This is a genomic window from Streptosporangium amethystogenes subsp. fukuiense, assembly GCF_042665875.1.
Lineage (GTDB): Bacteria > Actinomycetota > Actinomycetes > Streptosporangiales > Streptosporangiaceae > Streptosporangium > Streptosporangium fukuiense.
Window position 1 is genome coordinate 5,280,901 of sequence record NZ_JBHTEE010000001.1, and the last position, 21,703, is coordinate 5,302,603.

Consider the following 21,703-nt stretch of genomic DNA (forward strand, 5'->3'; position numbering starts at 1 on the left):
GTCTCTCCTCATCGCGACCGGCGATCCACGCCGGTCAGTATCTGCTTCTGCCAGGACCGCGCCTGACCCGGTTGCGCCAGCACGCGGTGTGCCAGTGCCTGCGTTCCTCCTCGCCACCCTGCCAGGCGGGCCAGCTGACCAGGTGCGGCAGGCCCGGCCTGATCTCCTGGTCGCAGCCCGGGCAGCGGTAGACCTTGTCCGCCGCGCCGCCGGTGACCCGCCGCACCTGCCAGTCACCGTCGGGCCACTCCTCCGTCCGGTCGACACCGGGCACGGAGCCGCCGAGAGGACGGGCCGCCCCCCGGTTGCCGCCGCGGTCGAACGGATCGGCCCGACGGGCCCTGCGGGGGCTCACGGCAGGTCTCGGAAGCTCCGGACCCCCGCCGCGACAAGCTGTTCCAGCAGTGGTGCGGGGGCGAGGAACGGTTCACGGTACTCCGCGTACAGGGCGCGCAGGCCGTCACGGACGGTCTCCAGGCCCAGCTCGTCGAGCTTCTCGAACGGTCCCGTCTGGTAGCCGCAGCCGAGCCGCATCGCGGTGTCGATGTCGTCGCGGGTCGCGTAGCCGGAGTCGTACATCCGGACGGCGTCGTTGAGGTACGGGTACAGGAGCGCGTCGACCACGAACTCGGCCCTGTCCCGGCACGGCACCGGGACCAAGCCGACGAGCCGGACCAGCCCCTCCGCGGCGCGCGCGACCTCGGGTCCGGTGAGCGCGGTGGAGGCGACCTCGGCGACCTGGTCGCCCACCAGGTGCAGGCCGACCAGGCGTTCGGGGTGCGGGAGCCCGGGGGCCAGTTCGACGACGGGAACGCTGGACAGCGCGACGACCACCTCCGCGTCCTCCACCGGCACCGACTTGAGGCCGGCGGCGGAGAGCCTGGCGGCGAAGGCGTCGCCTCCTTCGCCCAGCACCGCGACCAGGCAGGCCGAGGGCTCGTCCGCCGTCGGTGCCACGGGTTCGGAAGCCCGGTGGAAGCCGCCACCCGACTTGCGGCCGAGCAGGCCGGCCGCGACCCGCTCGCGCAGGATCGGCGCGGCGGCGTGACGGCGGTCGTGGCTCTCCCTGAACAGCACGCTCAGCACCTCGTACGAGGTGTCCAGGCCGATCAGGTCGAGCAGGGCGAAGGGTCCCATCGGCAGCCCGGCGCCGAGCCGCATCGCGGTGTCGATGCCGTCGCGGGTGGCCACGCCGTTCTCCAGCAGGACCGCGGCGTGGTTGAGGTAGGGCAGGAGCAGCCGGTTGACCACGAACCCGGCGCGGTCGCCGACGGTCACCGGGGTCTTGCCGAGCCGGCGCGCGAGATCGGCGACCTCGCCGGCCAGGCCGTCGTCGGTGATCAGCGTGTGGATCACCTCAACCAGCCTCATGACCGGGGCCGGGTTGAAGAAGTGCATGCCGATCACCCGGCCGGGGCGGCCGGTGGTGGCCGCGATCTCGGTGACCGAGAGCGAGGAGGTGTTGGTGGCGAGCACCGCGGACGGCTTGCAGATCCGATCCAGGTCGGTGAAGAGCGCCCGTTTGAAGTCCATGACCTCCGGTACGGCCTCGATCACCAGGTCGGCGTCCGCGAGATCCTCCAGCGAGACGGTGAGGGTCACCCGGCCGAGGATCTCCGACCTCTCGGCCTCGCTCAGCCTGCCCTTGGCGACCGCGCGGCCCGTGGAGTCCTCCAGATGGCCCCGGCCTCGGGTCAACGCCTCCGGGCCGGCCTCCACGCCGATCACGGCGATGCCGGCACGGGCGAAGCACTCGGCGATCCCGGCGCCCATCGTGCCAAGGCCGACCACGCCGACCGTCTCGAAACTGCCCGCCATCGTTCTCCCCACCCTGTTCGCGGATCCCGCTCCGCGCGACAAACCGCCCGCTCCTTGAACCGCAACAGTCTCCCAGAGAGGGATCGGCTACCCAAAAGCCGGTCGGACATCCCGGGAGCCGAAAGAAAGTACTTGAATGGGAGTTGAGTAGTAATTAGTATTCGAGTACATGAAGTCTGGAGGAGTCGTGGGAGAGGACCTGACACCGGAAGAAGCCCTGCGGCGGATCGGTGAGGTCGACCGGCGCACCCGGCGACCGGCACGCGTCGCGGGCCTGCTCTACGCGGTCCTCGGCCTGGCCACGATCGCGTACTGGCCGATCATGTATCTCGGCCCCGCCTGGTCCCAGGCCCTGGCCGGGGTGGCGTGGGTGACGCTGACCGTCATGTTCGCCCGGCACCTCGGCCGGATGGGAATCGAGGACCGCGAGGTCACCTGGGCCAACAGATTCACCGGGCCGGTGACGGTCACCTACCTCGCCGCCGTCCTGGCCCTGTTCGTGTTCGGGGTCTTCTTCCGCCCCGACGACCCGGGCGGCGGCTGGATCGCGACGCTGGTCACGTTGGCGGCCTGCGCGAGCGTCCCGCCCCTCTACGCGGCGTGGCGCGTGCTGCGGGCGGAGCGGTGAGCGGCAGGAGCGGTACGGGCTCGCACCCCCGGCACGACCTTGACGACGTCATCCACGCGCCCGTCCGACTGTCGATCATGGCCGCGCTGGCGGCCACCGACAGGGCCGAGTTCCGCTTCCTCCGCGACACCATCGAGGTCAGCGACTCCCTGCTCTCCAAGCATGTCATCACCCTGGAGGAGGCCGGCTACGTGCGCGTGGAGAAGGCCTTCGTGGGTAAACGCCCGCGCACCTGGCTGGCCCTCACCGACGAGGGCCGCCGGGCGTTCCATGACTACGTCTCCGTGCTGAGACGCCTTACCGAGGGACCTCCCCCATGATCGAGATAAACGACCTGCACAAACGATACGGCGACAAGACCGCCCTGGACGGGGTGACGTTCTCCGTGAGACCGGGCGAGATGTTCGGCTTCGTCGGAGCCAACGGCGCGGGCAAGACCACCACGATGCGCATCCTGATGGGCGTGCTGACCGCCGACTCGGGCTCGGTGCTCCGCGACGGCCGGCCCCTGACGTTCGAAGACCGGCGCCGGTTCGGTTACATGCCCGAAGAGCGTGGCCTCTACCAGAAGATGCGGGTCGCCGAACAGGTCGAGTACTTCGGCAGGCTCAGCGGCCTGACCGCAGGCGGGGCGCGGAAGGCCACCGGCGACCTGCTCGAACAGCTCTCGCTCACCGAACGCGCGAACGACACGGTGGACGCGCTCTCCCTGGGCAACCAGCAGCGCGTGCAGCTCGCGGTGGCGCTGGTGCACACCCCCGAGGTGCTCGTGCTGGACGAGCCCTTCTCCGGACTCGACCCACTCGCCGTCGACGCGCTGGCCGAGGTGCTCGCCGCACGGTGCGAAGCGGGCGTGCCCGTGCTCTTCTCCAGCCACCAGCTGGACCTCGTCGAGCGGCTCTGCCACTCGGTCGGCATCATCTCCGCCGGTCGTATGACGGCCACCGGCGCGGTCGAGGAGCTGCGCGACCGGGAGGGGCGCGGCACCCTCAGGGTGGTCGTCAGGGGCGCCGCCCCCGGCTGGGCCGCCTCCCTGCCGGGAGAGGTCGTCGAGAAGGGCGACGAGGTCCTCGTCACGGGCGTGGAGGACGACGGCCAGGAGATCCTGCACCTCGCGGTCAGGGCCGGAAGTGTCGAGCACTTCGGCTGGCAGCGCCCCACGCTCACCGAGATCTTCAGGGAGGCCGTCGCATGAACGGTTTGTGGCTGGTCGCGCGGCGGGAGATCGTCACGCGCGGCCGTACGAAGGCGTTCGTCATCGGGCTGGTGGTGAGCGCGGTGCTGGTCGGCGCGCTCGCGTTCCTGCCCAAGCTCTTCTCCGGGCCCGACACCTACACCGTGGCGCTCGTCGGACCGCAGTCGCAGGCGCTGCGGCCGGCCCTGACCGACACGGCCAAGGACGTGACGGTCACCGTCAGGGAGTTCCCCGACGAGACCGCCGCGAGCGACGCGGTCGACACCGGCGACGTGGACGCCGCGGTGGTGGACGGCCGCAGGGTGCTCGCCGACGGCGAGGTCGACCGCGAGCTGGGCCTGCTGCTGGAGAACGCGCACCAGACCGTCCAGACCCAGAGCCGGCTGGCCGAGGCGGGGCTGGACGCGGCCAAGGTGGCCCAGGCGATGCGGGTCACCCCCCTGGAACAGGTCTCGGTCGGCGCCGACACCCGCTACGCGGGCATCCGGACGGGCCTCGCCTCCCTGCTGGTCATGGTCCTGTTCTTCCTGCTCATCTACTCCTCCATGTACGTCGCCATGGGCGTGATCGAGGAGAAGGGCAGCCGGATCGTGGAGATCCTGCTGAGCTCGCTCCGCCCCTGGCAGCTACTCGGCGGCAAGATCGTGGGGCTGGGCGCGCTCGCGCTGGCCAACCTCGTCGTGATCATCGTGGCCGGTCTCGGCGCGGCGGTGGCGACCGGCCTCACCGCCGACCTGCCTCCGGGCATGACGGGCATCGTGATCAGCACCCTGTTCTGGTTCATCCTCGGTTACGCGTTCTTCGCCGCGCTGGCGGCGGCGCTCGGGTCGCTGGTGTCCAGGCAGGAGGACGCGAACAGTGTCCTGACACCGATGACGATGCTCATGACGATCACCTACCTGGTGGCCTACTTCTCGGCGGTCCAGCCCAGCAGCGCGGTGGCCAGGATCCTGTCGCTGGTGCCGCCGTTCTCCTCGATGGTCATGCCGGTCCGGATGGCCGGGGGCGAGGTGCTCGCCTGGGAGATCGCGACGGGCGCGGTCCTGATGCTCCTGGCGACGGTGGGCACGCTCCTGCTCGGCGCGCGCATCTACCAGCGCGCCGTCCTGCGCACCGGTGCCCGCGTCAAACTCTCCGAGGCGGTCCGCTGAGGTCCGTACCCCGTCCGTACCGGTGCCCCGGCACGTGGGCCGCCCGTACGGACGGGACCGGCGCGGACCCGCGGGTCGACGGCGTGCCGGTTCGAACGCCGAGCCCGCACACCGCCCCGCCCGCCCGGCCTGACGGATCGCGGGGATCCGGGCTCCGCCGGGCCGATAGGGTTCGGTCATGCGTCTGGTCATCGCGCGGTGCAGCGTGGATTACGTCGGGAAGCTCACCGCCCATCTTCCGATGGCGCCTCGGCTCATCCTCATCAAGGCCGACAGCAGCGTCTCCATTCACGCGGACGATCGGGCCTTCAAGCCGCTGAACTGGATGAACCCGCCGTGCAAGCTCCGCGAGGAGGAGGGCACCTGGACGGTGACCCACGGCAAGACCGGTGAGAAGCTCGTCCTCACCATGGAGGAGATCATCCACGACACCAGTCACGAGCTGGGCGTGGACCCCGGGCTCATCAAGGACGGTGTCGAGGCCCACCTGCAGGAGTTGCTCGCCGAGCACATCACCACCCTGGGTGCGGGCTGGACGCTCGTCCGCCGCGAGTACATGACGGCCATTGGCCCGGTGGACATCCTCTGCCGCGACCACACGGGCGCCTCCGTGGCCGTGGAGCTCAAGCGCCGCGCCGGCATCGACGCCGTGGAGCAGCTCACCCGCTACCTGGAGTTGATGAACCGCGACCCCCTGCTCACCCCCGTGACCGGCATCCTGGCCGCCCAGAGCATCGCCCCGCAGGCCAAGACGCTGGCCGAGGATCGCGGAATCCGCTGCGTCACCCTCGACTACGACGAACTACGCGGCATCGAGCGCAACGACACGCTGTTCTAACAGGGCTTACGGGCGGGCCATGCCCGCACGCAGGTGGCGGCGGAGGGCCTCACGTCGCGCGGGTCGTCGATGACGTCTTCTTCGAGCATCGCCACACCGACGGCGCCGAGTGGCGAAAGGCCGGTCGCGACCGTCACCGTTGGCTCCAGGCGGCGCAGCGCCAGGACAGCGGTCAGGCCGCCCGGTGCGCTGAGCGAGTCCGGTGCGGCACGTCGCACACCCCGGCCGTCAGGGTGACAGCAGCCCGTGACACAGCTGGTCGGCACTCCAGTCCTGCCACCGTGCCGTGCTCCACCCGCATTCGCGGGTCATCACCAGAAACAGATCCGGCGACAGCAGCCCGACCGTGATATCGGTGGCTTGGCCCTCGGTCAGGCCGGGCCGCAGGGCCTGCAGGCGGGCCAGGATGGCGACGACCTCCCCGTGAGCGGTGTGCCGCTGCTCGCTGTTGGCGGCCCATTGGGCGGCCATGTCGGGGTCGCCGGCCGCCGCGTCGCGAACCACCGCGAGGACGAGGGCGACCCGGTCGAGGATGACGCCGCTCTGGTGCACCCATCCCCGCACCACCGCCATCGGGTCCTGCGCCGCCTGCAAGGCGGCGAACCAGGGCCGTTTCAGCAGCGGCACGGGTTCGTCGTCTCCGACAGAGGCGACATCGACCACGTGCTTGAGCAGCTGGCTCTTGGTTCCGTAGTGGAAGTAGACCGTCTGCACCGATACCTCTGCCGCGTCGGCGATCTGCTGGAAGGTCGTCCCGGCATAGCCGCGCACCACAAACAGCCCTTGCGCGGCGTTCACGATACGGCTTCTGGTCTGTGCCGAGCGCCGCTTGGGGCTCTTGACGTCCTCCATCGATTTAGAGTAACACTTTAAAGTGGCACTACAAGATGAGATGGTTCACGGCCGTCCTGGGCGGGTTACACCACGTCAAGCCGCCCGTCTCGAGCGTGCACAAGAGCCTGGAGTGGTACCGGCGCGCCCTCGGCCACCCGGCTCCAGGGCTCCGGCAGCACCGCCGGGGCCGGCCACCGACGCATCCCCAAGCCGCAGAAAGAGGACCTACCGTGATCGGCACCCCCCTCCTTGCCGGGCTCGTCATGGCCACGGCTATCACCGCACCCGCGCCTGTCACCGCCCACGCGGACGTGCAGCGTCCGGCCGCGGCGGCCGACTGGCCGGAATCCGGCTCGTTCCTCAGGTACGACTACGACCCCGCCACGGACAAGTTCGAGGCCTCGACGAAGGGCACCTACGAGATAACCGGCATCCACCCCGACCTCTTCCAGCCGGTCGGCACCGCCCACGTGAAAGGCAATGTGACCAACCACACCACGGGCGACTTCCGCTGCGCCTTCGGGCTCTTCCGCATCACCTATCGCACCGCCGACGGAAGCCTGCTGCCCACCATGAAGTACTACCGGAACTGCAAGGGCAAGACCGCGATGACCTTCGAGTTCTCCTACCCGAATGTCCACCAGCTCGAAGTCAAGGCGTGCACCGACGGCAAGCGCCCGGAAGGCACCAGGCCATCGCTGCACTGCGTGGAGAGCGGCGGGTGGAAGGTCCTCTATGTGAGCTACCCCTGAGCGGTTCGGGACTGTACGGTTTTCGGCTCTGTCGCAGATTCGGCGGTGACGGAACATCCCTCTGCGTCACTGTGAGCCATGCGCGATGTCAACGAGCTCGCGAGTGTGGTGTTTTCGGGGTTTGCGCGGACGGCAAACCACCGTGCGCTGACAGGCAAGATCCGGCCCGCTACCGGAAATCCCACCTTCGGCCTCATTTCAGCCTGCCCTCAAACGATATTGCGCCCAGTCCTCATCCAGAGACGCGATTTCCGGCACCCAGAACAGGCAGTCCGTCCCCGCCGTGCCGTATCAGCAGAAGAGAAGCGCCTGAAAAAAGGCCGCCATCGCACTTGTGGCCATGGTCACGTTGACCGGACTCACTTTCATCCGGCAACCGCCTCCGCCGCCCGGGAGAACGCCAAGATCTGCCAGCAGGCGAGCAGGTCCGTACGGTACCTCTTCTACCGAGCTGTGGGCCAGTGCTCCGGCGTTCACGCCGGGGGTGAAAGCCCACGCGGGAGTGCCCGCCAGGGCGCGAGCGTGCCCTGGCCTTCCGTGCCCGCGAGCAGGCCGGCTCACACGGGTCGTTGCTGCTGTTCGATGTACTCCTTGGGGCCGTGAGCGGTGCGTCGCTCGCGGTTGCGGCGAAGGAGGAGCCGGACCGCAAATGCCCGCCCCACAGGTACCGGCGGACGTGAGCGCTGTATTCCTTGCCGAGCATCCGCGTCGAGAGGCCCTTTGGTTGAGTTGACGAGCTTGGAGGGGACGATCTTCGGCGAGTAGTGGACCAGCAGAGGGAACACCTGCGCCGGTTGGAGAAGAAAGCGGCCCGCCAACGACGCACCCGCCGGCGCGGTGAGCCGATCTCGCGTCGGCTGGCCCGCACCTACGACCGGATCGCCCGGCTTCGCGCGACAGCCAAGCGCCGAGCCGTCGACTGGCAGCACCAGACCACCACCGAACTCGCCGCCACCTTCAGCGTAATCGTGGTGGAAGACCTGGAGATCACGAACATGGTCCGCTCGGCCAGGGGCACGATCGAGGACCCCGGCGTGAACGTCGCGCAGAAGGCCGGGCTGAACCGCTCGATCGCCGGGGAAGCATGGGGCCGGACGGTCACCCTGCTGGAGTACAAGACCTGCGAGCGGGGCGGCCAGGTGGTGAAGGTCTGCGCGCGGGGGACCTCGCAGACCTGTCACCGGTGCGGCCACCGTGATGCGGCGGCCCGGGACGGGACACGGTACGCCTGTACCAATCCCGCGTGCGGTTGGGTCGGCCATGCCGACACCAACGCCGCGATCAATATCAACAACGCCGTCGGAACGCCGGTGTCAGGACGTGGAGACTTCGGGAATGCCCGGTCTGTGAAGCGTCAACCCCCGCGCGCCGCCTAGCCCGACGCGACAGGAAGAATCCACGGCCTTCAGGCCGGGGAGGAGTTCAAAGATCCGACAACAGCGGAAGAACGTCGATGACCGGCGGAACCGGGCGGCAGATGCCCCGGCAGGTGGACAGCTCAGCTTGTAAGTAATGGTTTACTGTGCAACGACTTACGGTCTATCGTGAGCGGAACGTGCCCGTACCGCCCGCTGCCGGGGCGGCGGGCGCCGCGCATCTCGCCTTTCCGGCGGGCGCCGACCTCCCCGAGCGGCGTTTCGCCTTCCAGGGCATCCGTCACGGCACAGAGGAGACGACCTTGACCACGGCGACCGGACAGCGCACCTTCGACTCTCTCGACCCAGCCACCGGTGCCGTCGTCGGCACCCACCCGATCCAGGACGCCGCGGCGGTGCGCGCCGCGGTGGCGGAGGCCGGGATCGCCGCGGCGTGGTGGGCCGGGCTGGACCGGGCCGAGCGCAGGCGCCGGCTGCTCGACTACAAGGCGGTCCTCACCCGTGATCTGACCAGGATCGCCCGCCTCGTCCATGAGGAGACGGGCAAGCCCGAGGCCGACGCCACCCTGGAGGTCGTCCTGGCCATCACCCACCTCGACTGGGCCGCCAGGAACGCGCACAAGGTGCTCGGGATGCGACGGGTCTCCCCCGGACTGGTCGGTGCCAACCTCGCGGCCACCCTGGAGTACCTGCCGCTGGGGGTGGTCGGGGTGATCGGGCCGTGGAACTACCCGGTCTTCACCCCGATGGGGTCGATCGCCTACGCGCTGGCCGCGGGGAACGCGGTGGTGTTCAAGCCCAGCGAGCTGACCCCGGGCGTGGGCGTGCTACTGGCCACGCTGTTCACCGAGGCGGTACCGGAGCGCCAGGTCTTCCAGACCATCACCGGGCTGGGCGAGACCGGCGCGGCCCTGGCGGGGGATCCCGGGGTGGCGAAGATCGCCTTCACCGGGTCGACCGCCACCGCCAAGCGGGTGATGGCCGCGTGCGCGACGAACCTGACGCCGCTGGTCGCCGAGTGCGGCGGCAAGGACGCGCTGATCGTGGACGCCGACGCCGACCTGCCCGCCGCCGCGGACGCGGCGTTGTGGGGCGCGCTGTCCAACGCGGGCCAGACCTGCGTCGGGGTGGAGCGGATCTATGTGGTGGACGCGGTCTACGACGCCTTCATGAAGGAACTCACCGATCGGGCCGGGCAGGTGAGGGCCGGACGCGACTACGGCCCGATCACCATGCCCGCCCAGCTGGACATCATCCGGCGGCACATCGACGACGCGGTCGCGGGCGGCAGGGCCGTGCTGGGCGGGACCGACTCGGTCCGGGCGCCCTTCGTCGACCCGGTGATCGTCGAGGACGTGCCCGAGGACTCCTCCGCGGTCCGCGAGGAGACGTTCGGCCCGACGGTGACGGTGAAGCGGGTCGCCGATGTGGAGGAGGCACTGGAGAAGACCAATGCCACCGCGTACGGCCTGGCCGGGACCGTCTTCTCGGGAAACACCCGGCGGGCTCTGGAACTCGCTCGCCGGATGCGCGGCGGGATGACCGCGATCAATTCGATCATCTCCTTCGCGTCGATCCCCGCGCTGCCGTTCGGCGGGGTCGGAGACTCCGGATTCGGCCGTATTCACGGCGCGGACGGGCTGCGGGAGTTCGCCCGCCCCAAGGCCGTCTCCCGCCAGCGCTTCGCGCTGCCCGGGATGAACCTCACCTCGTTCACCCGTGGCCAGAAGGAACTTGACCGACTGGTCAGGCTTGTCACCTTCTTGCATGGACGACGCAGGTAATACCACAGCGCCCCTTCCACAAAAAGGATCTTGCACCCATAATGGTTGATTCTGGGGGCCAGAGCCATGAGGTGGAAGTGATAAAGCGATTATTTGTCAACCCTATGCCGACGTTCAGGGGCTTGACATGAACGGACGGTCTTATCGGGGAATGTCAGCGGAGGAGCGGCTGGCGGAACGTCGGGAACGTCTGATCTCCGCGGCGTACAACCTCTACTCCGATCCAGGATTCCCCGAAACCACGATCGAGAGGTTGTGCGCCGCGGCACGCATCTCCAACCGCGCCTTCTACGAATGCTTCTCCGGGCGTAACGAGCTGATGCGGGCCGTGCACGACCGATGCGTGCACGAGACGCTGCAATCGGTGGCGAAGTCCATAGAACAGGCCCCCGACACCCTGGCCACCCGGGTCGAGGCGGGAATCTCGGGATACATCAATTTCGTCACCGAAGACAGGCGCCGGGCCAGGATCATGCATCTGGAGGTGCGCAGAGCCGGTGACTGTCTGGTCAGCTCACGGCAGCTGGCCGTCACGGCCTTCACCGCCATGATCGAAATGAACGTCGCAGATCTGCCGGAGGCGGTCAAGGCCAACCGGCACCTGCTCGCGCTGGGCATGATCGGAGCGATCCAGGAGCTGCTCATCGAGTGGGTGCTGGCCGACGACCCACCCTCGACCGAGAGCATGATCAGCACTGCCGTTCACATTTTCTACCGGTCTTTCACCGGCTGACCGGGTCACCTTGGTACGGCCTCGACGAGGCGGAGACGAGGACGGGCCTCAGCCGGCCCGTCCTCCGATATGTTCCGGTGCCGCCGGTGTCCCGGACTCCGACGGGCGACCGGATCAGGCCACCGCGGCCATGGGGTCCTCGACGGTGAGGACCCGGTTGAGCCGGGTCACCGCCAGCACCCGCATGATCCTCGGTGGCACCCCCCTGAGAATGAGGCGGCGTTCCGCGCCCACAGCGCGGCGATGCGTGCCCACCAGCACTCCCAGCCCGGTGGCGTCGATCATTTCCAGCCCGGAAAGATCCACGACCAGGTCGCCGCGCCCGGAGTCGACCGCCTCGTGCAGCCGCGGGCGCACTCCGGTGACGGTTCCCACGTCGAGACGGGCCCCGATGCCGACCACCTGGGCCCGTGAGTTACCAGAGACGCGCATGCCTCCCCCTCACGCCTGACCACGAAGGAGATGTGGCCAGGCACAACGGCGGTGCGTCACCGCAGCCAGTCGATCACGCACCGCATCCATATGATGGCACAGCGTGCAAGAAGCCGCGAACCTCTCCCGCTTCCGAATTCACTCTTCTTACCCACATGAGAACCCCGTGCCCGAATCAACAGATAAAACTCGGATCAAAGCCAACCTTTTTGCTGAGCCAATCGTATGGCGGTGATCCGGTTGGTCGCGCCCAGCTTGGTGATGGCGCTGGACAGGTAGTTGCGCACGGTGCCCTGGGTGAGATGGAGCGAGGCAGCGATCTCGGCGACCGAGGCCCCCTGCGCGGCCAGCTCCAGGGAGCCGCGCTCGCGCTCGGTGAGAGGACTCTCACCGGCCATCATCGCCGAGGCGGCCATCTCCGGGTCGAGGTAGCGCCCGCCCGACCAGACCTTGCGGATCGCCTTCGCCAGCTCATCGGCGGGGGTGTCCTTGGGGATGAAGCCACGCACCCCGGCGGCGAGCGCCCGCCGCAGGTAGCCGGGCCTGCCGAAGCTGGTCAGCACCAGCACCGCGTGGCCCGGCAACGTCTCGGCGACGCTCAGCCCGTCCATCCCCGGCATCTCGATGTCCAGCACGATCACGTCGGGCCGGTGTTCCCTCACGGCCTCGGCCACCAGGTCCCCCCTGGCCACCTCGGCCACCACCTCGATGTCCGGCTCCAGGCCCAGCAGGGTGGCGATCGCCCCTCTGACCAGGTGCTCGTCATCGGCCAGCAGTACCCGGATCATCGTGCTTCCTCCAGCGGAACCGTCGCCCGCAGCCTGAACTCCCCCGGGCCCCCCGGGCCTCCCGTGACGGATCCGCCGGTGGCGGTTACCCGCTCCGACAGCCCGATGAGACCGGTGCCGCCGACGCCGTCTATCTCGGCCACCCCGTCGTTGGTCATCTCCAGCACGGCGTTCCCCTCCTGGATCGTGATCGCGATCCGGCACCTGGTGGCGAAGCTGTGCCGCAGCACGTTGGTGGTGCCCTCGCGCACTACCCAGGCCAGCAGCGTGGCCGCCTTCTCAGGCACCTGATCACCCGGCTCCTTCAGCGTGCAGCGGACACCGCCCGCCTCCAGCACCGCGATCATCCCGCGCAGCTCGGCGGCGAGATCGACGGTCCGGTAGCCGCGCACCGCCGCGCGAATCTCCTTGAGCGCCTGCCGCGCCAAGGTCCGCACCTCCTCCATCTCCCCGGTGGAACGCCCGATGTCCACCCTCGACAGCTTGACGGCCACCTCGCTCTTGACCGCGATCGCGGTGAGGCTGTGCCCGACCAGGTCGTGCAGGTCGCGGGAGAAACGGAGCCGCTCCTCGGTGACGGCCAGCCTGGCCTGTGCTTCCCTGCCCTCCTCGGCGGCCCTGACCACCTGCCAGAACCAGAGCTGGAACCGGTTCGTCCACGGCGCCACCACACTCACCACGAGGTAGATGATGAGGAGGGGGCGGGGATCGTCCGCGTACGGCGGCGCGAACACGTTGGCGAGATCGGCGACCGGTGACGTAAGAAGCGGGCCGACGACGGCCGCGGCGACGCAGGCGGCGATCGTGGCGGACCTGTTCAGCAGCAGCGCGGCACCCGACGCCCATGCCGGGGCGAGCAGCCCCCAGGACCAGAGATGGCCGTCCTGAGTCAGCATGAGGACCACCGCGACCATGGCCGAGGTGAGGATCGCGCCTCCGGCGCTGCTCCCCGCCACCGCCGCCTGAAGGATCCTCAGGGAGAGGACTGTGAAAACCACCAGGCCGGGCACCCCGACAAGCAGTGGGGTGAGCGGGAGCCGCTCGTCCACCTTCGCCAGCGCGCCCAGGGGACCGGCCCAGGCCATGACGATACCCATGCTCAGGGAGAGAACGGTCATCCGGCGGAGCCGCTGGAGGTGTGACCGCTTCCTCCCCCGGGGAAGCGCGAAGGGGATGAGGCGTCCGAGACGCCTCATCCCTTTCCGGCTAGTTTCGGATGACATTTCGTAATCAACGCTATCCGCGCCGGGGCTCCCAGCGGAACAGCCACCGGGCCAGCAGCCCCGCCACCGCGATCCAGGCCAGCAGCATCGCCAGTGAGGGCAGTGCGGCCGCCCACTGCCCAGCCGTGCTCAACGCCTCCCCACCGCCGGAGACGTGGTCCCCGCCCAGGAAGGCGGTGCGTACGATCTCCACGACCGGGGTCGCCGGGAGCAGGGCGGAGACGGTGCCCAGCGTGCCGGGCAGCGCGTCGGAGGGAAAGGCGATCGGGGCGCCGACGAGCACGATCAGGAGCACCGGAAGCACCGTGACCTGGGCGACCTCGGCGTTGGGCGTGATCCCCGAGAAGGCGGCGCCCAGCAGGCCGAACAGCAGGACCCCCAGGACCACGGCGGTCACGAGCAGCGGCACGTTGGCCACCGTGACGCCCTCGGACCGCTGGATCCAGAGGGCCAGCAGCAGCACCTGGCCGAGATAGAGCACCAGCGCCCCGAGAGCACTGCCACCGAGGATCGCCAGACCGGACGGCTGGCCGGCGCGCAGCCTTTTGAGCACCAGTTCCTCACGCCGGGCGGTGAAGGAGTTCACCAGGTTGACGAAGACCGCGAAGGCCAGCATCAACCCCGGCACCCCGGTCAGCACGAACAGCCTTCCGGCCACACCGTCGATCTCCGCGTCACCGACGGTCTGGGTGAACGCCCAGGCCATCAGGAACGGCAGCAACAGCACGTTGAACAGGACCGTGGTGTTCCTGCCGATCAGGGTCAGGTCGAGCCTGGCGAGCCGTACCGCGTGCAGAACGTCGATCCTCATGACTACTCGACCTCTCCGGCGACTCGCATGAAGGCGTCTTCCAGGGTTCCGCGCCGTACGGCCAGCCGTTCCAGGCTCTCGCCCCGTACGTCGGCCCAGGCCAGGAGGTGCCGGACCGCCTCGTGCGCGCGGGTCTCCGGCCGCCCGACGGTCAGGGTGTAGGCGACCTCTGTGGCGCCGCCGTAGGTGAGCACGGGGGCCGCGCCGTCCAGCCGAGGGAGATCGTCGAAGCTCCAGGTGATGCCGGGAAGGCGGAAAGAGACCCGGTCACCGGCCCCGGCCACCACCTCCTCGACGGTGCCGTGCAGGTGGATCAGGCCCTCGTGCATGATGGCCAGCCTGTCGGCGAGACGCTCGGCCTCCTCCAGGTAGTGGGTGGTGAGCAGCACCGTGGTGCCCCCCACCCGCAGGTCCTCGATCACCTTCCAGGTGGCGCGGCGCGCCTCGGGGTCCATCCCGGTGGTCGGCTCGTCCAGGAAGAGCACCTCCGGCCGGGAGATCACCGCCAGCGCGAGGTCGAGCCTGCGCCGCTGGCCGCCGGAGAGCTGCCGGACCTTCGTCCTGGCCTTCCTCTCCAGCCCGGCCAACTCCAGCGCGCCCATGGTCTGCCGGTCCACGCCCCAAAAGCGCCCCAGCAGTCCGGAGCCCGCCGGCGGCTCTGTGGTGCCGGAGAGGGTGACCGGCCGGCCCGCGTCCTCGCTCAGTCCCTTCCACAGGCCGACGGTCTCGGCAACCGTGAGGTCACCGATGAACCCTCCCTCCTGCAGCATGATCCCCACCCGGGGCCGCAGTTGGCGGCGCTGGCCGACCGGGTCGAGTCCAAGCACTCGGACGGTACCGCCGGTCGCGGCTCTGAACCCCTCCAGGACCTCCACGGTGGTGGTCTTGCCCGCGCCGTTCGTGCCGAGCAGGGCGAACAGCTCGCCCCTCGGAACGCTGAAGGAGACGCCGCGCACCGCCTCGAAGTCGCCGTACGCCTGCCGGAGCCCGCCGACCTCGATCACGTTGTCGAGGCCGGCGGTCGCGGCGCCGGGCGGATCCGTCACCTGTGGTGTTCTCATGGCGACAATCGTCGTCTTCCCGCGTTTGAGCAGGTAGTCGCCAATATCACTGGAAAAATATGATCTTTAAGATCTTTTAGATGACAAATGTCAACTACGGGCGGGGCGGCAGCGCGGGGCGGCGGCGGGACGGCCGGGTGGAGGCGTCGGGCGGGGTCGCCGCCGGGCGCTCGTCCAGCGCGGCCAGCACGAGCCGTACCGCCTCCTCGATCTGCGGATCTCTGCCCGCCGCCCAGTCGTCGGGGCTGATGTCGATCTCGACGTCCGGCTCGACGCCGTAGTTCTCCACGCCCCAGCCGAGCCCCTCGAACCAGAAGGAGTACCTGGGCACGGTGATGTGCGACCCGTCGACCAGCCGGTGGCTGCCCTCGATGCCGATGACGCCACCCCAGGTGCGAGTGCCCACCACCGGTCCGAGCTTGTAGATCTTGAAGGCCGCGGTGACGATGTCGCCGTCGGATCCGGCGTTCTGGTTGGCGATCGCGACCAGCGGGCCGCGCGGCGCGTCCTCGGGATAGGTGATCGGCTTCATGCCCCTGGGCAGGTCCCAGCCGATGACCCGGCGGATCAGCCTCTCGATGACCAGCTCGGAGGTGTGACCGCCTCGATTGTTCCGTACGTCCACCACCAGCCCCTCGAAGGTCATCTCCCTGCGCAGGTCGCGGTGGAACTGCGCCCAGCCCTCGGCGACCATGTCCGGGATGTGCAGGTAGCCGAGGCGGCCGCCACCGAGCTCCCTGACCCGTGCCCGGCGCCCGGCCACCCAGTGCTGGTAACGTAGGCGCCTGTCGTCGCCGAGCGGCGTGACGACCACCCTCCGGCCACCGCCCAGGGTCAGCTCGACCGGCTTGTCCGCGGCGCCGACCAGCAGCCGGGCGGGACCCTCCGGTGGCACCGGGCGGCCGTCGACCGCGAGCAGCGCCTCTCCCTCCATGACCGCCGCCCCGGGCCCGGCCAGCGGCGAGCGGGCGTGCACGTCGGAGGACTCGGCGGGCAGCACCGTGTCCACCTGCCAGCGGCCGTCGGCCCCCAGGGAGAGATCGGCACCGAGCAGGCCGACCGGCTCCGAGGCCGGGTAACCCCAGGCCGCCGCGTCGACATAGGCGTGCGAGCTGCCCAGCTCCCCCACGACCTCCCAGAGCAGGTCGGCGAAATCGTCGGCGGTGGCGACGCGGTCCACCAGCGGCCGGTACTCCTCCAGCACGGCCTCCCATTCGACGTCGGCCATGTCCTCGACCCAGAAGTCGGCGCGCATCCGGCGGCCCGCCTGGGCGTAGGCGTGCCGGCGCAGGGCCTGAGGATCTGCGGTGATCCGGATCCTGGACAGGTCGACGGTCGTCTCGTCGCCGTTCTTGGTGCCCGGCTTGCCGGCGGCCGGGCGGACCGTGAGCGTGCCCTTGTCACTGACGACGAGTTGCGTGCCGTCACCGCTCACCCGGTACCAGTCGAGCTTGTCGACCACTTCCTCCCACTTGCGCTTGTCCAGGTCGTAACGGTCCAGCGCCGCCCGGGGCGCCTCGCTCCCCACCTCGTCCCTGTCCTCGCCGAGTTCCCCGGCCAGCGGCTCGCGCAGCCAGACGAACCCGCCCTTGACCGCCCGCAGGTCCGAATACCGTCCCTCGGGGACCGGCACCTGCACGACCCTGGCGGCGATGCCGTCCAGGTCCACGGTGATCGCGGCCTCGTCCCGCTTGTCGTCGTCACCGGAGTCGGCGACGGGCCGCCCCGCGGAGCTGGGCGCGAACGGGGACGGCGTGGAGGCGGCCAGCGGCACCAGATAGGGCCGGTAGCCGAGCGGGAAGGACATGTCGAAGGAGTGCGCGTCATAGATCGGGTCGAAGCCACGCCGCGACAGGAACGCCAGGTGGTCCCCGGCGAACGCGGGCGAGATGTCGGCGAACCTGCCGTCGGTGACATCGGTCACCACCCGGTCGGCCACCCTGGCCAGCCTGATCCTGCGCAGATGCTCGCTGTCCGGGTGTGACCAGGCCAGCCAGCCCGAATCCGGCGACCAGGCGAGACCCCGGATCTCACCGTGGGCCCTCGTCAGCTCCACCACCTCGCCGGAGGCCACGTCCACCAGGAGCAGCCGCCCGTCCCTGGCGCTCACCGCGATCGCGTTCCCGTCGGGTGCGACGGCCAGGTCCCCGACCTCGCCCAGCTTGCCCGCGGCGATCCTGCGGCTCTCCCCGCCCCCCGCGGGGACGATCTCCAGTCCCTGGGTCTCACCGTCGTCGAAGACCCACACCACCCGGTCGTCGCCGAGAAGGCGGGGCCGCCCGGCCGACAGGCCGGTGCTGAGCTGCCGCGCCGGGCCATCCCGATGGGTCACCCAGTGCACCGTCCCGGCGACCTCCACCACGCTGGCCCGCCCGGTGGCGTCCACGGCCAGGTCGTGCAGCCGCCTGCCCGCGTTGACCTGGTAGGGCTGCCGCCCCCGCAGCGGGGAGCCGAGCGTGACGTCGAGCTTGCGGGCCTCGGCGTCAAGGTCGTCCAGAAGGTAGAGGTCACCGGCGTTCTGGTAGACGATCCGTCTCCCGTCGGTGGCGGCGTTCCTGGCGTAGAAGGCCTCGTGGTCGGTGTGGCGGCGCAGGCCGGTGCCGTCCAGCTCACAGGAGTAGAGGTTACCGATGCCCTCGTGGTCGGAGAGGAAGGCGAGCCGGCCCCCGACGAGCATCGGATCGGCCAGCTGGCTGTTCAGATCGGTCAGGATCCGGGTGAAGTCACCCTCTCCCCGCCGCACCCACAGCCGGCCCGCCGTACCGCCCCGGTAGCGTTTCCAGGTCGCCGGATCACGGAAGAGCGCCGCGGTGAGAAGTGCCACCGCGTCTTCCGTGACCGAGAGGTCGTTGACCGGACCGTACGGCAGCCGCTCGACTCCGTCGCCGAGCGCGTAGGCCCAGGTCTGCCAGAGGAACGGCTGGCCGGTCGCGCTGGTCGCGAGGACCTCTCCCTCCGGTGTCCAGCCGCGCGCGCGGGTCCGCGCGTTCCCCCAGTAGGTCAGCCGCTCGGCGGATCCGGAGTCCAGATCCGCCAGGTAGATCTCGGAGGCGCCGTCACGAACGCTGGACCAGGCGACCTTGGTGCCGTCGGGTGAGAGGCGGGGATGGCTCGCGGGAGCCCGGTCGGCGGAGAGGCGCCACGCCCGGCCGCCGTCCGCCGGAGCCACCCAGACGTCGTCGTCCGCGACGAAGGTCAGTGTCTTGTGGGAGAGGTGTGGGTATCGCAGGTAGAAACCAGAAACCATTAACAAATCATATTGTCGACTATCAGGTGAATCGGGGGTAATTTTCGCCCCGGATAAGCTGGACGGCATGACGCGAGCTGACAGAGACAACCCGGTGGTGCTCTCCAAGATCTACACCCGCACCGGAGACGACGGCACGACCGCGCTCGGCGACATGAGCCGTACCCGCAAGACCGACCCTCGCCTGGCCGCCTACGCGGACGTCGAGGAGGCCAACGCGGCGATCGGTGTGGCACTGGCCACGGGTTCCCTGGAGGCGGACGTCACCGCCGTTCTCACCCGGATCCAGAACGAGCTGTTCGACGTCGGAGCCGACCTCTGCACCCCGGTCACGGAGAACCCCGAGTTCCCGCCGCTGCGGGTCGAGCCCTCCTACATCGAATGGCTTGAGGCGCGCTGTGACGAGTTCAACGAGCGCCTCAAGCCGCTGCGCAGCTTCATCCTGCCCGGCGGCACCCCGGCCGTGTCCTGGCTGCACGTCGCCAGGACCGTGGTCCGGCGGGCCGAGCGGACCGTCTGGTCGGCGATGGAGGCCCACGACGACGTCAACCCGCTGACCGCGAAGTACCTCAACCGGCTGAGCGACCTGATGTTCATCCTCTGCCGGGTGGCCGCGGGCGGCGACGAGATCCTCTGGAAGCCCGGCGGCACCCGCTGACGCGGAAAGGATCAGGCGACGTCGAGATGGGCGCTGGGCGGGGCGGACTCCAGCCAGGCCACGAAACCGGTCAGCGCGCGGTATCCCATGGCGAGTTCGAAGGCGCTCTGCCCGTTGCGGCACTCAAGCGCCGTCACCCCCTCGATGAACCCGAAGAACTCACCGGGGCCGACCTTACGACGGCCGGAAACGACAAGGCCGCGCCTCACGATGACGTGGCGCGGCCTTGGCAGCAGACCTATGAGCGGGATCCAGTTGAGGTGGCCGTCGGCATAGCGGGCCACTCCGACCCGCCACCCTCGCTCCCTCGACATGGGGCGCAGGCAACACAGCACCGATCCTCGGAAGCGGGTCAGGATGAGCACCCTGAGCGCCAGGAGGGCGACGAGCAGCCCCACCACGATGAGTACGTCCAGCACCACCATGTCTGCCCGCCCCCCAACAAGCCCTTACCGCTGAGAAGCCGAATTTATCCGACTTCTTCTCCGGCCGCGCGCAGCCGGGCCCTGGCACGCTTGGCCTCGGCAGCCGCGTCCGCGTCTTCCTGGCCGGACTCGACCGAGGCCTGAGCCCGCTCCAGCGCGCTCCTGGCCCGGGCGATGTCGATCTCGGAACCAAGCTCGGCGATCTCGGCCAGGATCGACACCTCGTCGTCGGCCACCGAGAGGAATCCTCCGTGGACGGCGGCGACGAGATCGGCTTCGCCGTCACCTCGCTTGATCTTCAGCAGCCCGCCCTCGACGAGAACGCCGAGCACGGGTGCGTGTTTAGGCATGATACCGATCTCGCCGTCGACGGTCTTGGCAATCACCATGTCGGCCTCGCCGGACCAGATCTCCCGCTCCGGGGAGACGACGCCTACTCGCAGCTTCGCCACTTTCTCTCCAGTTCCTTATCGAACCAGGTGCCGGTACGACCGCGTGACCGTACCGGCACCGAAGGCGACTAGCGGGCGAGTTCCTTGGCCTTGGCCACGGCCTGGTCGATGCCACCGACCATGAAGAACGCCTGCTCGGGCAGGTGGTCGTAGTCGCCGGCGCACAGGCCCTTGAACGAGGCGATGGTCTCGTCCAGCGGCACGTTCTCTCCGGGCTGACCGGTGAACGCCTCGGCGGCGTACATCGGGTGGGACAGGAAGCGCTCGATACGACGGGCCCGGTTGACGGTGACCTTGTCCTCTTCGGAGAGCTCGTCGATACCGAGGATCGCGATGATGTCCTGCAGTTCCTTGTACTTCTGCAGGATCCGCTTGGTCTCCTGAGCCACCCGGTAGTGCTCCTCGCCCACGATCAGCGGGTCGAGGATCCGCGAGGTGGAGTCGAGCGGGTCCACCGCGGGGTAGATGCCCTTCTCCGAGATCGGCCGCGAAAGCACGGTCTGCGCGTCGAGGTGCGCGAACGCGTTGTGCGGGGCCGGGTCGGTGATGTCGTCCGCGGGGACGTAGATCGCCTGCATGGAGGTGATCGAGTGACCGCGGGTCGAGGTGATGCGCTCCTGCAGAACACCCATCTCGTCGGCCAGGGTCGGCTGGTAACCCACCGCGGACGGCATGCGGCCGAGCAGGGTGGACACCTCGGAACCGGCCTGGGTGAACCGGAAGATGTTGTCGATGAAGAGCAGCACGTCCTGCTTCTGCACGTCACGGAAGTACTCCGCCATGGTCAGGGCGGAGAGCGCGACGCGCAGACGGGTGCCCGGGGGCTCGTCCATCTGGCCGAAGACGAGGGCGGTGTCCTTGAGGACGTTCGCCTCCTCCATCTCCAGCCAGAGGTCGTTGCCCTCACGGGTGCGCTCGCCGACGCCGGCGAACACCGAGGTGCCACCGAAGTTGCGGGCGACCCGGCGGATCATCTCCTGGATCAGCACGGTCTTGCCCACGCCCGCGCCGCCGAACAGGCCGATCTTGCCACCCTGCACGTACGGGGTGAGCAGGTCGATGACCTTGATGCCGGTGGTCAGCATCTCGGTGCGCGACTCAAGGGTGTCGAAGGCGGGCGAAGGGCGGTGGATGCCCCAGCGCTCCTCGATCTTGAGCGACGCGGTGGGCACGTCCAGCGCCTCGCCGAGCGTGTTCCACACGTGGCCCTTGACGACGTCGCCGACCGGCACGGAGATGGCCGCGCCGGTGTCGGTCACCGCCGCACCACGGGTCACACCGTCGGTGGGCTGCATGGAGACGGCCCGGACCAGGTTGTCACCCAGGTGCTGGGCGACCTCCAGGGTCAGCAGCTTGGTCTCCCCGGCGAGGGTGACCTCGGTGGTGAGCGCGTTGTAGATATCGGGCATCGCCTCGACGGGGAACTCCACGTCGACGACGGGACCGGTGACCCGCGCGACGCGGCCCACGCCGGTCTCAACAGTCTGTGCAGTCATT

At 69.4% G+C, this 21,703-nt stretch carries 23 protein-coding genes; 10 read left to right on the top strand and 13 right to left on the bottom strand.

The features are described from left to right. Window positions 1-34 precede the first annotated feature (34 nt). Together ACFQVD_RS22550 and ACFQVD_RS22555 are read right to left on the bottom strand one after the other, a co-directional pair. Window positions 35-355 carry an ATP/GTP-binding protein gene (locus tag ACFQVD_RS22550; protein WP_343975577.1) on the bottom strand — a complete coding sequence of 107 codons (321 nt, stop codon included), beginning with the start codon at window positions 353-355 and terminating at the stop codon, window positions 35-37. Then, window positions 352-1,818 (bottom strand): 3-hydroxyacyl-CoA dehydrogenase family protein, encoded by a 1,467-nt coding sequence (locus ACFQVD_RS22555; RefSeq protein WP_343975581.1) that lies wholly within the window; start codon window positions 1,816-1,818, stop codon window positions 352-354. The genes ACFQVD_RS22550 and ACFQVD_RS22555 overlap by 4 nt, the downstream gene beginning before the upstream one ends. A gap of 169 nt (window positions 1,819-1,987) precedes the next feature. Between ACFQVD_RS22555 and ACFQVD_RS22560 the strand changes: the two genes are divergently transcribed. From ACFQVD_RS22560 to nucS, 5 genes are all read left to right on the top strand, one after another. Continuing rightward, window positions 1,988-2,446 (top strand): hypothetical protein, encoded by a 459-nt coding sequence (locus ACFQVD_RS22560; RefSeq protein WP_343975584.1) that lies wholly within the window; start codon window positions 1,988-1,990, stop codon window positions 2,444-2,446. Further along, window positions 2,443-2,766, top strand: coding sequence for a winged helix-turn-helix domain-containing protein (locus ACFQVD_RS22565; RefSeq protein ID WP_343975587.1), 324 nt, complete (start codon window positions 2,443-2,445; stop codon window positions 2,764-2,766). Before ACFQVD_RS22560 ends, ACFQVD_RS22565 begins: the two co-directional genes overlap by 4 nt. Then, window positions 2,763-3,641, top strand: coding sequence for an ABC transporter ATP-binding protein (locus ACFQVD_RS22570; RefSeq protein ID WP_343975590.1), 879 nt, complete (start codon window positions 2,763-2,765; stop codon window positions 3,639-3,641). Before ACFQVD_RS22565 ends, ACFQVD_RS22570 begins: the two co-directional genes overlap by 4 nt. Then, entirely contained in the window at window positions 3,638-4,792 is a 1,155-nt protein-coding gene (locus ACFQVD_RS22575) for an ABC transporter permease (RefSeq protein ID WP_343975593.1), read from the top strand. The genes ACFQVD_RS22570 and ACFQVD_RS22575 overlap by 4 nt, the downstream gene beginning before the upstream one ends. 178 nt (window positions 4,793-4,970) lie before the next feature. After that, entirely contained in the window at window positions 4,971-5,630 is a 660-nt protein-coding gene (gene nucS, locus ACFQVD_RS22580) for an endonuclease NucS (protein WP_343975596.1), read from the top strand. Here nucS and ACFQVD_RS22585 read toward each other — a convergent pair. Beyond that, window positions 5,627-5,848 carry a hypothetical protein gene (locus ACFQVD_RS22585; RefSeq protein WP_343975599.1) on the bottom strand — a complete coding sequence of 74 codons (222 nt, stop codon included), beginning with the start codon at window positions 5,846-5,848 and terminating at the stop codon, window positions 5,627-5,629. The genes nucS and ACFQVD_RS22585 overlap by 4 nt on opposite strands. Before the next feature lie 10 nt (window positions 5,849-5,858). Continuing rightward, entirely contained in the window at window positions 5,859-6,482 is a 624-nt protein-coding gene (locus ACFQVD_RS22590) for a TetR/AcrR family transcriptional regulator (RefSeq protein ID WP_343975602.1), read from the bottom strand. Between the two features lie 212 nt (window positions 6,483-6,694). Here ACFQVD_RS22590 and ACFQVD_RS22595 point away from each other — a divergent pair, with 212 nt between their 5' ends. The 4 genes from ACFQVD_RS22595 to ACFQVD_RS22610 all read left to right on the top strand — a co-directional run bounded on the left by ACFQVD_RS22595 (window position 6,695) and on the right by ACFQVD_RS22610 (window position 11,109). Further along, window positions 6,695-7,216: a hypothetical protein gene (locus ACFQVD_RS22595; RefSeq protein WP_343975605.1), complete on the top strand. Its 522-nt coding sequence runs from the start codon at window positions 6,695-6,697 to the stop codon at window positions 7,214-7,216. 764 nt (window positions 7,217-7,980) lie between these two features. Beyond that, on the top strand, window positions 7,981-8,592 hold the full coding sequence (locus tag ACFQVD_RS22600; RefSeq protein ID WP_343975608.1) for an RNA-guided endonuclease InsQ/TnpB family protein: 612 nt from the start codon (window positions 7,981-7,983) through the stop codon (window positions 8,590-8,592). 179 nt (window positions 8,593-8,771) lie between these two features. Then, window positions 8,772-10,376 (top strand): aldehyde dehydrogenase family protein, encoded by a 1,605-nt coding sequence (locus ACFQVD_RS22605; RefSeq protein WP_425580482.1) that lies wholly within the window; start codon window positions 8,772-8,774, stop codon window positions 10,374-10,376. 151 nt (window positions 10,377-10,527) lie between these two features. Next, on the top strand, window positions 10,528-11,109 hold the full coding sequence (locus ACFQVD_RS22610; protein ID WP_343975611.1) for a TetR/AcrR family transcriptional regulator: 582 nt from the start codon (window positions 10,528-10,530) through the stop codon (window positions 11,107-11,109). A gap of 114 nt (window positions 11,110-11,223) precedes the next feature. Here ACFQVD_RS22610 and ACFQVD_RS22615 read toward each other — a convergent pair whose 3' ends face one another. The 6 genes from ACFQVD_RS22615 to ACFQVD_RS22640 form a co-directional block, all read right to left on the bottom strand. After that, window positions 11,224-11,541, bottom strand: coding sequence for an STAS domain-containing protein (locus tag ACFQVD_RS22615; RefSeq protein ID WP_343975614.1), 318 nt, complete (start codon window positions 11,539-11,541; stop codon window positions 11,224-11,226). A gap of 194 nt (window positions 11,542-11,735) precedes the next feature. Next, window positions 11,736-12,329 carry a response regulator transcription factor gene (locus tag ACFQVD_RS22620; RefSeq protein ID WP_343975617.1) on the bottom strand — a complete coding sequence of 198 codons (594 nt, stop codon included), beginning with the start codon at window positions 12,327-12,329 and terminating at the stop codon, window positions 11,736-11,738. Next, window positions 12,326-13,447 carry a sensor histidine kinase gene (locus ACFQVD_RS22625; RefSeq protein ID WP_343975620.1) on the bottom strand — a complete coding sequence of 374 codons (1,122 nt, stop codon included), beginning with the start codon at window positions 13,445-13,447 and terminating at the stop codon, window positions 12,326-12,328. The genes ACFQVD_RS22620 and ACFQVD_RS22625 overlap by 4 nt, the downstream gene beginning before the upstream one ends. Window positions 13,448-13,565: 118 nt before the next feature. Then, on the bottom strand, window positions 13,566-14,363 hold the full coding sequence (locus ACFQVD_RS22630; RefSeq protein WP_343975623.1) for an ABC transporter permease: 798 nt from the start codon (window positions 14,361-14,363) through the stop codon (window positions 13,566-13,568). Window positions 14,364-14,365: 2 nt separating this feature from the next. Beyond that, the gene (locus ACFQVD_RS22635; RefSeq protein WP_343975626.1) at window positions 14,366-15,424 is read right to left on the bottom strand and encodes an ABC transporter ATP-binding protein; all 1,059 of its coding nucleotides are present in this window, start codon (window positions 15,422-15,424) and stop codon (window positions 14,366-14,368) included. A 94-nt stretch (window positions 15,425-15,518) separates the two neighbouring features. After that, the gene (locus ACFQVD_RS22640; protein WP_343975629.1) at window positions 15,519-18,671 is read right to left on the bottom strand and encodes a S41 family peptidase; all 3,153 of its coding nucleotides are present in this window, start codon (window positions 18,669-18,671) and stop codon (window positions 15,519-15,521) included. Between the two features lie 67 nt (window positions 18,672-18,738). On the opposite strand from ACFQVD_RS22640, the gene ACFQVD_RS22645 reads away from it, so the two are divergent. After that, a complete protein-coding gene (locus ACFQVD_RS22645; RefSeq protein WP_343975632.1) occupies window positions 18,739-19,329 on the top strand; it encodes a cob(I)yrinic acid a,c-diamide adenosyltransferase in 591 nt (196 codons plus the stop codon). Window positions 19,330-19,340: 11 nt separating this feature from the next. Here ACFQVD_RS22645 and ACFQVD_RS22650 read toward each other — a convergent pair whose 3' ends face one another. The 3 genes from ACFQVD_RS22650 to atpD all read right to left on the bottom strand — a co-directional run bounded on the left by ACFQVD_RS22650 (window position 19,341) and on the right by atpD (window position 21,702). Then, entirely contained in the window at window positions 19,341-19,754 is a 414-nt protein-coding gene (locus tag ACFQVD_RS22650) for a DUF2550 domain-containing protein (RefSeq protein WP_343975635.1), read from the bottom strand. A gap of 44 nt (window positions 19,755-19,798) precedes the next feature. Next, window positions 19,799-20,206: a F0F1 ATP synthase subunit epsilon gene (locus ACFQVD_RS22655; protein WP_343975638.1), complete on the bottom strand. Its 408-nt coding sequence runs from the start codon at window positions 20,204-20,206 to the stop codon at window positions 19,799-19,801. A 68-nt stretch (window positions 20,207-20,274) separates the two neighbouring features. After that, a complete protein-coding gene (gene atpD, locus ACFQVD_RS22660; RefSeq protein ID WP_343975641.1) occupies window positions 20,275-21,702 on the bottom strand; it encodes a F0F1 ATP synthase subunit beta in 1,428 nt (475 codons plus the stop codon). Between the last annotated feature and the right edge of the window lies 1 nt (window position 21,703).

Bases quoted from the DNA above. Each gene is read 5' to 3' on its own strand.
- ACFQVD_RS22615 (WP_343975614.1), bottom strand. From the start codon at position 11,541: ATGCGCGTCTCTGGTAACTCACGGGCCCAGGTGGTCGGCATCGGGGCC.
- ACFQVD_RS22555 (WP_343975581.1), bottom strand. From the start codon at position 1,818: ATGGCGGGCAGTTTCGAGACGGTCGGCGTGGTCGGCCTTGGCACGATG.
- ACFQVD_RS22635 (WP_343975626.1), bottom strand. From the start codon at position 15,424: ATGAGAACACCACAGGTGACGGATCCGCCCGGCGCCGCGACCGCCGGC.
- ACFQVD_RS22650 (WP_343975635.1), bottom strand. From the start codon at position 19,754: ATGGTGGTGCTGGACGTACTCATCGTGGTGGGGCTGCTCGTCGCCCTC.
- ACFQVD_RS22640 (WP_343975629.1), bottom strand. From the start codon at position 18,671: ATGGTTTCTGGTTTCTACCTGCGATACCCACACCTCTCCCACAAGACA.
- ACFQVD_RS22575 (WP_343975593.1), top strand. From the start codon at position 3,638: ATGAACGGTTTGTGGCTGGTCGCGCGGCGGGAGATCGTCACGCGCGGC.
- ACFQVD_RS22560 (WP_343975584.1), top strand. From the start codon at position 1,988: ATGAAGTCTGGAGGAGTCGTGGGAGAGGACCTGACACCGGAAGAAGCC.
- atpD (WP_343975641.1), bottom strand. From the start codon at position 21,702: ATGACTGCACAGACTGTTGAGACCGGCGTGGGCCGCGTCGCGCGGGTC.
- ACFQVD_RS22570 (WP_343975590.1), top strand. From the start codon at position 2,763: ATGATCGAGATAAACGACCTGCACAAACGATACGGCGACAAGACCGCC.
- ACFQVD_RS22610 (WP_343975611.1), top strand. From the start codon at position 10,528: ATGTCAGCGGAGGAGCGGCTGGCGGAACGTCGGGAACGTCTGATCTCC.
- ACFQVD_RS22620 (WP_343975617.1), bottom strand. From the start codon at position 12,329: ATGATCCGGGTACTGCTGGCCGATGACGAGCACCTGGTCAGAGGGGCG.
- ACFQVD_RS22590 (WP_343975602.1), bottom strand. From the start codon at position 6,482: ATGGAGGACGTCAAGAGCCCCAAGCGGCGCTCGGCACAGACCAGAAGC.
- nucS (WP_343975596.1), top strand. From the start codon at position 4,971: ATGCGTCTGGTCATCGCGCGGTGCAGCGTGGATTACGTCGGGAAGCTC.
- ACFQVD_RS22625 (WP_343975620.1), bottom strand. From the start codon at position 13,447: ATGACCGTTCTCTCCCTGAGCATGGGTATCGTCATGGCCTGGGCCGGT.
- ACFQVD_RS22630 (WP_343975623.1), bottom strand. From the start codon at position 14,363: ATGAGGATCGACGTTCTGCACGCGGTACGGCTCGCCAGGCTCGACCTG.
- ACFQVD_RS22645 (WP_343975632.1), top strand. From the start codon at position 18,739: ATGACGCGAGCTGACAGAGACAACCCGGTGGTGCTCTCCAAGATCTAC.